This window comes from Agrococcus versicolor (genome assembly GCF_039531815.1).
GTDB classification, from domain to species: Bacteria; Actinomycetota; Actinomycetes; order Actinomycetales; family Microbacteriaceae; genus Agrococcus; species Agrococcus versicolor.
Genome location: NZ_BAAAQT010000007.1, coordinates 1 through 12,988 on the forward strand (window position 1 = coordinate 1; position 12,988 = coordinate 12,988).

Here is a 12,988-nt window from a genome sequence, read left to right on the forward strand (position 1 = left end):
GCCGCCGCCCGCATCCTCGACGCAGCACGGACGGTCGGAGCCGCGCGGCGCCGACCTCGCCGAGCTGCGCGCCGCCGTGCACGAGGTCGACCTCGCCGCCACGCGCCTGCGCGCCGAGGCGCGCTCGCTCGTACGCGGCGCGTCGGTCACGGCAGCGTCGGCGGAGGCCGTGCGCGCCGAGCTCGAGGCGGCGTCCGCGCGCATCCGCGCCATCGTCCGCCCCTGACGCGCGGGCGCGCCGGCCTCGCGCGCACGACGACGCTCGACGCCCGTGCGCCGGAGCGAGCGCGCCGGCGTCTCGCGGCGAGCGACCCGGGCCCGGCATCCCCTGTCAGCGGACACGGGGGAGGCCCGGCGCGCACGGGGCTAGGCTGGGTGCGTGGCGGAGATCGAGCTCGGGCTGGCCAAGAGCGCACGACCGGCGTACGGATTCGACGACGTCGCGGTGGTGCCGACGAGGCGTACCCGCGACAGCGACGTCGTCTCGCTCGCCTGGCAGATCGACGCGTTCCGCTTCGACGTGCCGATGATGGGCGCACCGACCGACTCGGTCATGAGCCCCCGCACCGTCATCGCGCTCGGCCGCGCAGGCGGCCTCGGCGTGCTCAACCTCGAGGGCGTGTGGACGCGCTACGACGATCCCGAGCCGCTGCTCGCGGAGATCGCGACGCTGCCGGCCGACGTGGCCACGAGCCGCATGCGCCAGATCTACGCGGAGCCGGTGAAGCCGGAGCTCATCCGCCAGCGCCTCGCGGAGATCCGCGCCGCCGGCATCACGGTCGCGGGCTCGCTGAGCCCGCAGGCCGTGCAGGAGCACTACCAGACCGTCATCGAGGCGGGCGTCGACCTCTTCGTCATCCGCGGCAGCACCGTCTCCGCCGAGCACGTCACGAAGACCGGCGAGGCGCTCAACCTCAAGCAGTTCATCTACGAGCTCGACGTGCCCGTCATCGTCGGCGGCGTCGTGACCTACACCGCAGCGCTGCACCTCATGCGCACGGGCGCCGCGGGCGTGCTCGTGGGCTTCGGCGGCGGCGCCGCCTCCACGAGCCGCAGCGTGCTCGGCATCCACGCGCCCATGGCGACCGCCGTCAGCGACGTCGCCGCCGCGCGCCGCGACTACCTCGACGAGTCGGGCGGCCGCTACGCGCAGGTCATCGCCGACGGGTCGCTCGGCACGTCGGGCGACATCGTCAAGGCCTTCGCCTGCGGCGCCGACGCGGTCATGCTGGGGACGGCGCTCGCGAGGGCGACCGACGCTCCGGGTCGTGGATGGCACTGGGGGCCCGAGGCCCACAACCAGAAGCTGCCCCGAGGCAATCGGGTGCAGGTCGAGCAGGTCGGCGACCTCGAGGTCGTGCTGAACGGGCCCGCGCCCGTCGCCGACGGCACCGCGAACATCGTGGGAGCGGTGCGCAAGGCGCTCGCGACCACGGGATACAAGGACGTCAAGGAGTTCCAGCGCATCGACGTCGTCGTGGCACCGCGGCGCTAGCCGCAGCCGCTGGAGCGGACGCAGGACCCCACGGGGCCCGCAAGGGAAGGGGATTGCACATGGCAGCCAGGCAGAGCGCGAAGAGCGTCCGTCGATCGGCGAACCTCGGACCGGAGGAGCGCAGGCAGGCGATCGCCTCCATGCGCGAGCGCGAGCTCGACGTCCTCGTGATCGGCGGCGGCATCGTCGGCGTGGGAGCGGCGCTCGACGCCGTCACGCGCGGCCTCCGCGTCGGTCTCGTCGAGGCGCGGGACTTCGCCTCCGGCACCTCGAGCCGCTCGTCGAAGCTCATCCACGGCGGCATCCGCTACCTCGAGCAGTTCAACTTCGGCCTCGTGCGCGAGGCGCTCATCGAGCGAGGGCTCCTGCTGCAGCGCATCGCGCCGCACCTCGTGAAGCCCGTCCGCTTCCTCTACCCGCTGTCGAAGCCCGTCGTCGAGCGCGCGTACATCGGCGCGGGCATGGCGATGTACGACGCCTTCAGCTACACGGGCTTCATGCGCCCCGGCGTGCCGCTGCACCACCACCTCTCCAAGAAGCAGATGCTCAAGGAGATCCCGGCGCTCCACCCCGACGCGCTCGTGGGCGGCATCACGTACTACGACGCGCAGGTCGACGACGCGCGCTACGTCGCCGAGCTCGCCCGCACCGCCTCGTTCTACGGCGCGCACGTCGCGAGCCGCGTCCGAGCCGAGGGCTTCGTGAAGGTCGGCGAGCGCGTCGTCGGCATCCAGGCCCACGACTACGAGTCGGGCGAGCGCTTCGAGATCCGTGCGAAGCAGGTCGTCAACGCGACCGGCGTCTGGACGGGCGACACCCAGGAGATGGTCGGATCCCGCTCCGACTTCCGCGTGCGCGCGTCGAAGGGCGTGCACCTCGTCGTGCCGCGCGACCGCTTCCACTCGTCGATGGGGCTGCTGCTGCGCACCGAGAAGAGCGTGCTCTTCGTCATCCCGTGGGGTCGTCACTGGATCATCGGCACGACCGACACCGACTGGGAGCTCGACAAGGCGCACCCCGCCGCGACGGCCGCCGACATCGACTACATCCTCGGGCACGTGAACTCCGTGCTCGCGACGAAGCTCACGCGGGCCGACGTCGAGGGCGTCTACGCGGGCCTGCGCCCGCTGCTCGCGGCGCCGGAGGGCGGCTCGACCGCCAACCTGTCGCGCGAGCACCACGTCTCGCACACCGTCCCCGGCCTCGTCATGATCGCCGGCGGCAAGTGGACGACCTACCGCGTCATGGCGAAGGACGCGATCGACGAGGCCGTCTCGGCCATCGACGGCAAGGTGCCGGCGTCGTGCACCGAGGACATCCCGCTGCTGGGCGCCGTCGGCTACCGCGCGGCATGGAACAAGCGCGGGAAGATCGCGAAGGCGTTCGGCCTGCACAAGCACCGCGTCGAGCACCTGCTCAACCGGTACGGCACGCTGACGGACGACCTGCTCGACATCATCCGCGAGCGTCCCGAGCTCGCCGAGCCGCTGCCGGGCGCCGACGACTACCTCGGGGCCGAGGTGCGCTACGCGTGCCTCGCCGAGGGTGCCCTGCACCTCGACGACGTGCTCGCGCGCCGCACGCGCATCTCGATCGAGGCCTGGGACCGCGGCGTCGCCGCGGCGCCGGTCGCCGCCCGGATCATGGCGGAGGTGCTCGGCTGGGACGACGAGCGCATCGAGACCGAGATCAACACGTACAATAAGCGGGTCGCCGCGGAGCTCGCCAGCCAGGAGCTCCCCGACGACGAGTCTGCAGATCAGGCGCGCCTCGCGGCGCCGGACATCGTGCCCCTGGGCGCGCTCCCGGTCGTCGAGCCGGTCGGCACTCGAGAAGGCTGACGACCCCCGAGGAGCACCCCGCCGTGGCACATGCGTTGATCTGCACGAACCATCTCCGGTCGTATGCAGGTTCCGAGATGGTCGCGCTCGAGCTCGTGGAGCACCTGCTCGAGCGCGGCTGGCATGTGGATGCGTACACGAACGAGCTCGGCTCGCCGATGCTCGACGAGCTGACGGGGCTGCCGCACGACGGGCGCCTGCGCCTCGTCGAGGCGAGCCCGGCGGAGCGCTTCGACGGCGACTACGACCTCGTGTGGATGCAGCACGGCGTGCTGCCGCCCGCCTTCCTCGAGCGGCTCGAGGGGGGCGTCGCTGCACCCGTCGTGTGGCATCACCTCTCGACGTTCATGGACGTCGAGATGCCGATCCTCGCCGACGTCGAGTCGCGGACGACCGCGATCTCGACCGGCATGTGCGAGCGGGTCGTCGACGTGCTCGAGGACTTCGGCCTCGACCGCGAGCGCACGCTGCTCTTCGACAACCCAGCGCCCGACGCCTTCGCGGACCACGAGCGCGCCCCGCGCACCGGCGCCCTCGAGCGCGTGCTCGTCGTGTCGAACCATCCGCCGCCGGAGGTGCGCGACGCCGTCGCGGTGCTCGAGGCGCAGGGCGTGGAGGTGTCGAGGCTCGGCGTCCACGACCGTCCCGTGCGGGTGACGCCCGAGGTGCTCGCACCCTTCGACGCCGTCGTCACGATCGGCAAGACCGTGCAGTTCGCGCTGTCGATGGGCATCCCGGCCTACGTCTACGACCACTTCGGCGGCGTCGGCTGGCTCACCGACGAGACGCTGGACGACGAGGCGGCGTGGGCGTTCTCCGGGCGGACGACGCAGCGGCGGATCGACGCCGACGCGCTCGTCGCCGAGCTGGTCGACGGCTTCTCGGCCGCGCGCGACTTCGCCGAGCGGCGGCGCGAGCGGCACGCCGAGCGGTGGCGACTCTCGCGGCACGTCGACGCGCTGCTCGCCGACCCCCGCCTCCGTCCCGCCGCGCCCGCCGCCGCCGCGGACGTCCGCCGGCTCGCATCCTTCGGTCGGCTCTACGGCGACCTCTACCGCCTCATGCGCAGCCGCGACCGTGTCGCGACCGAGGCGAGCGCGTCGCTCGAGGTCGAGCGGGCCGAGCACGCCGCCGCCGCCGAGGCCCGCGACCGTCGCGAGACCGAGGTGCTCGTCATCGGGCAGCGGCTCACCGCGGCGCGCGCCGACATGCACTGGGCGATCGAGCGCGCCGCGACGGCGCAGCGCGCCATGCGCCGCGCCGAGCGCAGGCTCGCCAGGCGCGAGCATCTCGACGCGCAGCGCATGGGCCTCGTCGAGGTGCTGCTGTCGCGCCCGTGGACGGCGACGACCGCCGCGCGCACCGTCGTCGGCTGGATGACGCGTCGCGACCCCATCCGCTTCTCCGACGTCCTGCGCGCCGACCCCGAGTCGCTCGGTCGCATGCGCTCGGAGGTGCTGCACTCCCGCTCGTACCGGATCGGCCGCGTCGTCGGCGACGAGCGCGCGTCGGACGAGGGTCGCGCGTGATCCTCGGCAGCGACGCACGCCGACTCGGGATCTACTTCTTCTACGACGCCGACGGCATCGTCGACGATGCGACGTGGCACATGCTCGCGGCGATGCACGCGCACTGCGACGAGCTCATCGCCGTCGTCAACGGCGAGCTCGCCGACGAGAGCCGTGCGCGCCTGGGCTCCCTGGCGCGGACGACCGTGATCCAGCGCGCCAACGAGGGCTTCGACGTGTGGGCGTACCGCACGGCGCTGCGCGCGAAGGGCTGGGACGAGCTCGCCCGGTTCGACGAGGTCGTGCTCTTCAACTTCACGATCCTCGGACCGGTGCATCCGCTCGAGGAGATGTTCGCCCGCATGGATGCGACCGACGTCGACTTCTGGGGCCTCACGACCCACAACGGCGCCGCGTTCGACCCGTTCTCGGCGCAGTCCGAGCTCGGCTACCTCCCCGTCCACCTGCAGTCGCACTTCATCGCCGTGCGCCGCCCGATGGCGACGTCGAGCGAGTTCCGCGACTACTGGGAGCTCATGGGCCCGATCCGCTCGTACGGCGACGCGGTGAGCAAGCACGAGGTCGTCTTCACGAAGCGGTTCTCGGAGCTCGGCTTCCGCTGGGCGCCATACGTCGAGACCGCCGCGACCATCGGACGCCAGTACTACCCGCTCTTCAACGACCCCGTGCGGCTCGTCACCGAGCTCGGGTGCCCCGCGTTCAAGCGGAAGTCGTTCTTCGCCGGCCCTGCCGCGTACCTCGACGAGACGTCGAACGGCGTCGCCCGCGGCCTCTACGACCATCTGCGCGCGCATCCCGACTACGACGAGCGGATGCTGCTGCGGCACCTGCTGCGCACGTGCGACGTCGCCGACCTGCACGCGACCCTCGCGATGCACGAGGTCGTCGAGCCTGCGTCGACGCCGTCCGCGGCGACGACGCGCGCCTACGTCGACTGCGCGGGCCTGCTCGCGGCCGAGGCCATCCGCGCCGCGCACGCCGCGGGCGTCGACGAGGTCGTGGCGCTCTGCGCGAGCGACGCGCGCGTCCACGCCTGCGACGACGCCACGCGCGCGATCGCGCACGCCGGCGATCCCGTCCGCGCCGCGATCGCCGACGTCGCCGCGGCACCCGTCGACGCCGCATGCCTCGTGCTCGGTCCCGCCGACGGCATCGCCTTCCCCTTCTCGGCGGCGGAGGCCGCGGCGCGCGGCACGATCGAGGACGTGCTCGCGGGCCGCGAGCACGTCGCCGGCATCCTCGCGATGCTCGCCCCCGGCTCCGACACCGGCGTCGTCGCGGCAGCACCGCCGCTGCACGCGACGTGGTTCGGCGCCCTCGGCGACGGCTGGCGCGGTCGGTTCGAGCGCGTGCGGCGCGCGCTCGAGCCCGAGGGCCGCAGCGTGCCCATGCGCGCCGAGCGCGATCCCATCTCGCTGGAGTCCGGCGCCCTCTGGTTCCGGCCGGATGCGCTCGAGGGCTCCGACCGCCTCGACCTCGAGGCGCACGAGATCCTCATCGCCCTCCCGTCGCTCGCGGCGTCGAACGGCGCGCTCACGCGGCACGCCACGACCTCCCGCAGGGCGGGCCTCGACCTCGCGACGGCCGTCGACTACCTCCGCCGGCTCGGGGCGCAGGTGGGTGGCGGCTCCGGCGAGCGCTTCAGCGCCATGCTGCACCGGCTGTCGCAGATGGCGACCGTCGGGCAGCCGGGCCACCACGCCAGGACGATCGTCGCCTTCTCGATCTCGTGGGACCTCGGCGGCCCGAGCCGCGTCGAGGACGAGCACGTCGCGTTCGTCACCGACGGCGGCACGGCGCGCGTCACCCTCGTGCCTCCCGCCGACGCCGTGAGCGCCCGACTCGATCCCGTCGACGGCTCGCGCGTGCTGTGCGCGTCGCCACGGGTGCAGGGGTCGACGCGCCTCGACCTGTGGGTCGACGGCGCCGTCGAGCGCGACGGCGACCTGCTGCTCGACGGCGACGCCTTCGTGCGCATCTCGGGCGACCTGCTGCAGGGCGAGCCCTTCACGATCGAGCTCGACCGGCTGCGCCTCGAGCCCGAGGGGCCGGCGATCGCCGAGGCGCTCGTCGACCAGGGGATCGATGCCTGACGCCGCCCAGCTCCTCCGCCCGGGGTTCCTCGAGGTCGCGCGGCGACCCCGATGGGTCGCGGCGCTGCTCGGCGCCTTCCTCGTCGCCGCGATCTTCGCCGCGCTCGGCCAGTGGCAGGTCGACCGCGCCGTGCAGCAGGGGCAGGCCGACGAGCGCGACACCGAGACGGCCGTCGCGCTGCAGGACGTCGCCGAGCCGCAGTCGCCCCTGATGTCGATCGCGGGCGGCCGCATCGTCGAGACCGAGGCGACGATCGATCCCGACTCGTTCCTCACGATCGTCGGCCGTGACCAGGACGGCGTCTCGGGCGCATGGCTCACGGCGCGCGCCGTGACCGACGGCGGCGCATCGCTCGCCGTCGCGATCGGCTGGGCGCCGACGCGCGACGCGGCTGCGGCCGCAGCGGCCGACGTCGACCTCTCGCCCGGCACGGTCGTCGGGCGCTACATGCCGAGCGAGTCGCCGAGCGTCACCGACTTCGAGCAGGACACGACCGAGGCGATGAGCGTCGGCGACCTCATCAACCGCTGGCCGGGCTTCGAGGGCGACGTCTACGCCGGCTACGTCATCCTCGATCAGGCGCCCGCCGGGCTCGAGCCCATCGTCTCGCGCCCGCCCGAGCAGCAGACCGAGCTGAACTGGCTCAACATCTTCTACGCCGTCGAGTGGGCGGCCTTCATGGTCTTCGCGCTCTACCTCTGGTTCCGCCTCGTGCAGGACGTGCGCGAGCGCGAGGGGGAGGAGCGCGAGGACGCCGCGGCCGCCGCCCTCGCGTCCGGCGACGCCTGAGCCGCTCGGTAGGATGGAGGGCGTGCCCAGGCCCATCCAGCAGATCCCGAAGATCCGCCAGGCGATGACCTTCTACCGCATCATGTCGTGGGTGACGGGAACGTTCCTGCTCCTGCTCGTCATCGAGATGGTGCTGAAGTACTCGCCGACCCACGTCGAGCTGTTCGCCGGCGGCTCCACCGGGCTCCTCGGCCTCGCGCCCGTCGTGCCCGGTCCCGGCTGCCAGTGGTTCTCGCTCTTCGTGCCTGGCGGCATGGGCTGCGAGATCCAGTCGCTCGGCGACGGCTTCAACGTCTCGCTCGCGATCCTCATCGTGCACGGCTGGATCTACGTCGTGTACCTGCTCGCGTGCTTCCGCCTGTGGATGCTGCTGCGGTGGCCCTTCACGCGCCTCATCGCGATGGCCCTCGGCGGCGTCGTGCCCTTCCTCTCGTTCATCGTCGAGCGCCGCATGCACGCGATCGCCGGCGCCGACGTCGCCCGCCTCGAGACCGAGGCCGCCGCTCTCCGCACGAAGGAGGCCTGATGGCCGACACCGCCCAGCGTCCCGTCCTCGTCATCGACTTCGGGGCGCAGTACGCGCAGCTCATCGCCCGACGCGTGCGCGAGGCCGACGTGTACTCCGAGGTCGTGCCCCACTCGATCACGGCCGACGAGATCCGCGCCAAGGACCCCGTCGGCATCGTGCTGTCGGGCGGCCCCGCGAGCGTCTACTCCGAGGGCGCCCCGCGGCTCGACCCCGCGATCCTCGAGCTCGGCGTCCCGACGCTCGGCATCTGCTACGGCTTCCAGGTCATGGCGGCGCAGCTGGGCGGTGAGGTCGCCCGCACCGGCAACCGCGAGTACGGCTCGACGGCCGTGACGGTCGGCGAGGCGGGCGGGCTGCTCGCGGGCCAGCCCGACGCGCAGACGGTCTGGATGAGCCACGGCGACGCCGTGTCGAAGGCGCCGGAGGGCTTCGAGGTGCTCGCGTCCTCGGTCGACACGCCCGTGGCGGCGTTCGAGAGCCGTGAGCGGCGCATGGCGGGCGTGCAGTGGCACCCCGAGGTGCGGCACTCCGAGCACGGCCAGCGCGTCATCGAGTCGTTCCTGCACGACATCGCGGGCATCGACCGCGACTGGCGCACCGGCAACGTCATCGACGAGCAGGTCGCGCGCATCCGCGAGCAGGTGGGCGACGCGAAGGTCATCTGCGGCCTCTCCGGCGGCGTGGACTCGGCGGTCGCCGCAGCGCTCGTGCACGCCGCGGTCGGCGACCAGCTCGTGTGCGTCTTCGTCGACCACGGCCTGCTGCGCCAGGACGAGCGACGCCAGGTCGAGGAGGACTACGTCGCCTCGACGGGCGTCCGCCTCGTCACCGTCGACGCGCGCGAGCGCTTCCTCGGTGCCCTCGCCGGCGTCAGCGACCCCGAGCAGAAGCGCAAGATCATCGGCCGCGAGTTCATCCGCGTCTTCGAGCAGGCCGAGCGCGACCTCGCCGCCGAGGCGGCCGCCGACGGCGAGCCGATCCGCTGGCTCGTGCAGGGCACGCTCTACCCCGACGTCGTCGAGTCGGGCGGTGGCGCCGGCACGGCGAACATCAAGTCGCACCACAACGTGGGCGGTCTGCCCGACGACCTGCAGTTCCAGCTCATCGAGCCGCTGCGCGCCCTGTTCAAGGACGAGGTGCGCGCCATCGGCCGCGAGCTCGGGCTCCCCGAGGTCATCGTCGGCCGCCAGCCCTTCCCCGGGCCCGGCCTCGGCATCCGCATCATCGGCGAGGTCACGCAGGAGCGCCTCGACATCCTGCGGCGTGCCGATGCGATCGCGCGCGAGGAGCTCACCGCGGCCGGCCTCGACCAGGAGATCTGGCAGTGCCCCGTCGTGCTGCTCGCCGACGTGCGCTCCGTGGGCGTGCAGGGCGACGGCCGCACCTACGGCCACCCGATCGTGCTGCGCCCCGTCTCGAGCGAGGACGCCATGACGGCCGACTGGACGCGCCTGCCGTACGACGTGCTCGCGCGGATCTCGAACCGCATCACGAACGAGGTCGAGGAGGTCAACCGCGTCGTGCTCGACGTCACGTCGAAGCCGCCGGGGACCATCGAGTGGGAGTGACGCCGCAGCACGCGGCGTGACGTCGGGCGCGCGCTCCGCGGCGTGCGTGAGCGGCGAGGGATGCGGCATCGGTAGGGTCGATCGAGTGCCAGACGAGACGACGCCCGACCGCGACCAGCCCACGACCGCCGCACGGGAGCCCGTGGGGACGCGCATCGGCCGCATCGCCGGCACCTGGTTCCCGCTGATCGTCGTCGCCGCGGGCACGGTCGCCGTGCTCGTGCCGGCGCCGTTCCTGCCGCTGGGCGCGTTCGTCACCCCGCTGCTCATGCTCATCATGCTCGGCATGGGCATGACGCTGCGCGGCAGCGACTTCGGCATCGTCGCGAGGAAGCCGCTCGCCCTGCTCATCGGCATCGTCGCGCAGTTCGTCATCATGCCCCTCACGGGCTTCCTGCTCGTGACCGTGCTCGACCTCGACCCGGCGATCGCCGTCGGCGTCATCCTCGTCGCGGCCGCCCCCGGTGGCACGGCGTCGAACGTCATGGTGTTCCTCGCCAAGGGCGACACGGCGCTGTCGGTCGCGATGACGACGGTGTCGACACTCGTCGCGCCTCTGGTCACGCCGCTGCTCGTGCTGCTGCTCGCCGGCAGCTACCTGCCGGTCGACCCCCTCGGCCTCTTCCTGTCGATCGTGCAGATCGTGATCGTGCCGATCGTCGTCGGCCTGCTGCTGCGCCGCTTCCTGCCCCGCCTCGTCGAGCGCCTCGTCACGTGGATGCCGCTCGTCTCGGTCGTCGGCATCACGCTCGTCGTGCTCGCGGTCGTCGCGGGCAGCGCGGCGACGATCCTCGCGTTCGGCCTCGCGATCCTCGGCATCGTCGTCGTGCTCAACGGCGTCGGCCTCGTGCTCGGCTACGTCGCAGCGCGCGCCGTGGGGCTCGACGAGCCCGCGCGTCGCGCCGTGAGCATCGAGGTCGGCATGCAGAACTCCGGCCTCGCCGCGGGCCTCGCGAACACGCACTTCTCGGCCGAGGCCGCCGTGCCGGCCGCGATCTTCTCGGTGTGGCACAACGTGTCGGGCTCGCTGCTCGCGTCGTACTGGTCGCGGCGCCCGCCGCGCGAGGCGGCGCAGGCGCAGCACGAGGCGGTCGCCCGCTAGGCGACGCCCCGTCGGGCGGGCTGCGCCCGCACGCGCTCGCACCGACACGGTCCCCGGCTGCGCCGTGGACGGCGTCGGTGGCCGGGGGTAGCCTCGCGGCAACCGAAGGAGGCCCCCGTGGCGCTGCGCTGGTACTCGAACGTGGTGGAGTCGACCGATCCTGGGCGCCTCGCGCGCTGGTGGGCCGAGGCCCTCGGCTGGCAGGTCATGGTCGAGTCCGACGACGAGGTCGTCCTCATCCCGCCGTGGGCGCGGGAGCTCATGCCCACGCTGCGGTTCGAGCAGGTGCCCCCGGGGCTCGTCTTCGTGCGCGTCGACCACGAGAAGGCGACGAAGGATCGCATCCACATGGATCTCGCGCCGCACACGAGCGACGATCGCGAGGCCGAGATCGCGCGCCTCGAGGCGCTCGGCGCGACGCGCGTCGACGTCGGGCAGGGTCCCGAGGTCACCTGGACGGTGCTCGCCGACGTCGACGGCAACGAGTTCTGCGTGCTGTCGTCGCGCGACCGGTAGGCGATCGCTACCAGGCGGCCTTCTCGAAGTCCTTGAGGAAGACGCCGTAGAGGTCCTCGCCGGCCTCGCCGCGCACGACGGGGTCGTAGACGCGTGCTGCGCCGTCGACGAGGTCGAGCGGTGCATGCCAGCCCTCCGCGGCGATGCGCAGCTTCTCCTGGTGCGGGCGCTCATCGGTGATCCACCCGGTGTCGACGGCCGTCATGAGGATGCGGTCGGTCTCGAACATCTCGGCGGCGCTCGTGCGCGTGAGCATGTTGAGCGACGCCTTCGCCATGTTCGTGTGGGGATGGCCGGCGCCCTTGTAGCGGCGGCCGCCGAACTGCCCCTCCATCGCCGAGACGTTCACGACGTAGGCGCGGCGCGCGCCCGCCTGCACGGCGGCGCGCATCGAGGCGCGCAGGCGGGAGACGAGCAGGAACGGCGCCGTGGCGTTGCACAGCTGCACCTCGAGCATCTCGAGCGCATCCACCTGCTCCACGGTCTGCGTCCACGAGTTCGTCGCCTGCAGGTCGGGCAGCAGGCCACCGGCATCGACCGCCGTGCCCGCGATGTGGGCGTCGAGGCTCGCGTGGCCGGCGCGCAGCGCCAGCGCCGTCATCGACGCGGCCGTCTGCGCCGCGAGCGCGTGCTCGAGCGTCTCGCCCTCGTGGTGCGGCGTCGAGTGGTGGGCGAGCGCGCCCGCGATCGACGCGGGGTGCGCCTCGGAGATGCTGTCGAAGCGCGTCATCTCGGGCAGCACGAGGTCGGTCGGCAGCGGGGCGTCCTCCTGCTCGACGAGCGCCGAGTAGGAGCCGGGGGAGCGGCGCACCGTCTGCGCCGCGTTGTTGATGAGGATGTCGAGCGGGCCCGCGGCCGCGACGTCGTCGGCGAGGGCGATGACCTGCGTCGGGTCGCGCAGGTCGATGCCGACGATCTTCAGCCGGTGGATCCAGTCGCTCGCGTCCTCCATCTGCGCGAAGCGACGCATCGCATCCTTCGGGAAGCGCGTCGTGATCGTGGTGTGGGCGCCGTCGCGCAGCAGCCGCAGCGCGATGTACATGCCGATCTTCGCGCGTCCGCCGGTGAGCAGCGCCCGCCTGCCCGTGAGGTCGGTGCGCTGGTCGCGCTTCGCGTGCGAGCGCGCCGCGCACTCGGGGCAGAGCCCGTGGTAGAACGCGTCGACGAGCGTGTACTCGCGCTTGCAGACGTAGCAGCCGCGCGACCGCTGCAGCTCGCCCGCGAACGCGCCCTGCGCGCTCGAGACGAGGGGGATGCCGCGGGTCTCGTCGTCGATGCGCATGGGCGAGCCCGTCGCGGTGGCCTCGATGACGGCGCGATCGGCCTTGCGCTCGGCCCACGTCTTCGCCTCGCGCCGCGTCTTCTTCAGCCGCTTCTGCAGCAGCCAGGCGGCCCGCTTGAGCGCGACGAGGTCGGGGTCGTCCTCGGCGAGCGTCGGCGCCTCGGCCAGCACGCGCAGCGCCGTGGCGATGTCGTCGGGGTCGAGCGGCGTGGGCGTCGCGTCGGAGGGGTCGGGCACCTGTCG

Annotated in this window: 11 protein-coding genes; 10 read left to right on the forward strand and 1 reads right to left on the reverse strand. The window is 72.9% G+C overall.

The features are described from left to right. From ABD249_RS12185 to ABD249_RS12230, 10 genes are all read left to right on the forward strand, one after another. Positions 1-226 (forward strand): hypothetical protein (locus ABD249_RS12185; RefSeq protein ID WP_344343958.1); only part of this gene is annotated, 226 nt, incomplete at its 5' end. A 153-nt stretch (positions 227-379) separates the two neighbouring features. Further along, on the forward strand, positions 380-1,495 hold the full coding sequence (locus tag ABD249_RS12190; protein WP_344343960.1) for a GuaB3 family IMP dehydrogenase-related protein: 1,116 nt from the start codon (positions 380-382) through the stop codon (positions 1,493-1,495). 59 nt (positions 1,496-1,554) lie between these two features. After that, on the forward strand, positions 1,555-3,336 hold the full coding sequence (locus tag ABD249_RS12195) for a glycerol-3-phosphate dehydrogenase/oxidase (protein ID WP_344343961.1): 1,782 nt from the start codon (positions 1,555-1,557) through the stop codon (positions 3,334-3,336). A gap of 77 nt (positions 3,337-3,413) precedes the next feature. Continuing rightward, positions 3,414-4,865, forward strand: coding sequence for a hypothetical protein (locus ABD249_RS12200; protein WP_344343962.1), 1,452 nt, complete (start codon positions 3,414-3,416; stop codon positions 4,863-4,865). Continuing rightward, a complete protein-coding gene (locus ABD249_RS12205; protein WP_344343964.1) occupies positions 4,862-6,958 on the forward strand; it encodes a rhamnan synthesis F family protein in 2,097 nt (698 codons plus the stop codon). The genes ABD249_RS12200 and ABD249_RS12205 overlap by 4 nt, the downstream gene beginning before the upstream one ends. Beyond that, positions 6,951-7,748, forward strand: a complete 798-nt coding sequence (locus ABD249_RS12210) for an SURF1 family protein (protein ID WP_344343965.1) — start codon at positions 6,951-6,953, stop codon at positions 7,746-7,748. Before ABD249_RS12205 ends, ABD249_RS12210 begins: the two co-directional genes overlap by 8 nt. A gap of 13 nt (positions 7,749-7,761) precedes the next feature. Further along, positions 7,762-8,274: a DUF3817 domain-containing protein gene (locus ABD249_RS12215; protein WP_425546331.1), complete on the forward strand. Its 513-nt coding sequence runs from the start codon at positions 7,762-7,764 to the stop codon at positions 8,272-8,274. Further along, a complete protein-coding gene (guaA, locus tag ABD249_RS12220) occupies positions 8,274-9,845 on the forward strand; it encodes a glutamine-hydrolyzing GMP synthase (RefSeq protein ID WP_344343968.1) in 1,572 nt (523 codons plus the stop codon). The genes ABD249_RS12215 and guaA overlap by 1 nt, the downstream gene beginning before the upstream one ends. Before the next feature lie 85 nt (positions 9,846-9,930). Beyond that, positions 9,931-10,947, forward strand: a complete 1,017-nt coding sequence (locus ABD249_RS12225; RefSeq protein ID WP_344343970.1) for a bile acid:sodium symporter family protein — start codon at positions 9,931-9,933, stop codon at positions 10,945-10,947. Positions 10,948-11,064: 117 nt separating this feature from the next. Next, positions 11,065-11,463 (forward strand): VOC family protein, encoded by a 399-nt coding sequence (locus ABD249_RS12230; protein WP_344343971.1) that lies wholly within the window; start codon positions 11,065-11,067, stop codon positions 11,461-11,463. A gap of 7 nt (positions 11,464-11,470) precedes the next feature. On the opposite strand, the gene ABD249_RS12235 is transcribed toward ABD249_RS12230, so the two are convergent. Then, on the reverse strand, positions 11,471-12,982 hold the full coding sequence (locus ABD249_RS12235; RefSeq protein ID WP_344343973.1) for an SDR family NAD(P)-dependent oxidoreductase: 1,512 nt from the start codon (positions 12,980-12,982) through the stop codon (positions 11,471-11,473). Positions 12,983-12,988: the final 6 nt, after the last annotated feature.

Bases quoted from the DNA above. Each gene is read 5' to 3' on its own strand.
- ABD249_RS12195 (WP_344343961.1), top strand. From the start codon at position 1,555: ATGGCAGCCAGGCAGAGCGCGAAGAGCGTCCGTCGATCGGCGAACCTC.
- ABD249_RS12200 (WP_344343962.1), top strand. From the start codon at position 3,414: ATGGTCGCGCTCGAGCTCGTGGAGCACCTGCTCGAGCGCGGCTGGCAT.
- ABD249_RS12210 (WP_344343965.1), top strand. From the start codon at position 6,951: ATGCCTGACGCCGCCCAGCTCCTCCGCCCGGGGTTCCTCGAGGTCGCG.
- ABD249_RS12215 (WP_425546331.1), top strand. From the start codon at position 7,762: ATGGAGGGCGTGCCCAGGCCCATCCAGCAGATCCCGAAGATCCGCCAG.
- guaA (WP_344343968.1), top strand. From the start codon at position 8,274: ATGGCCGACACCGCCCAGCGTCCCGTCCTCGTCATCGACTTCGGGGCG.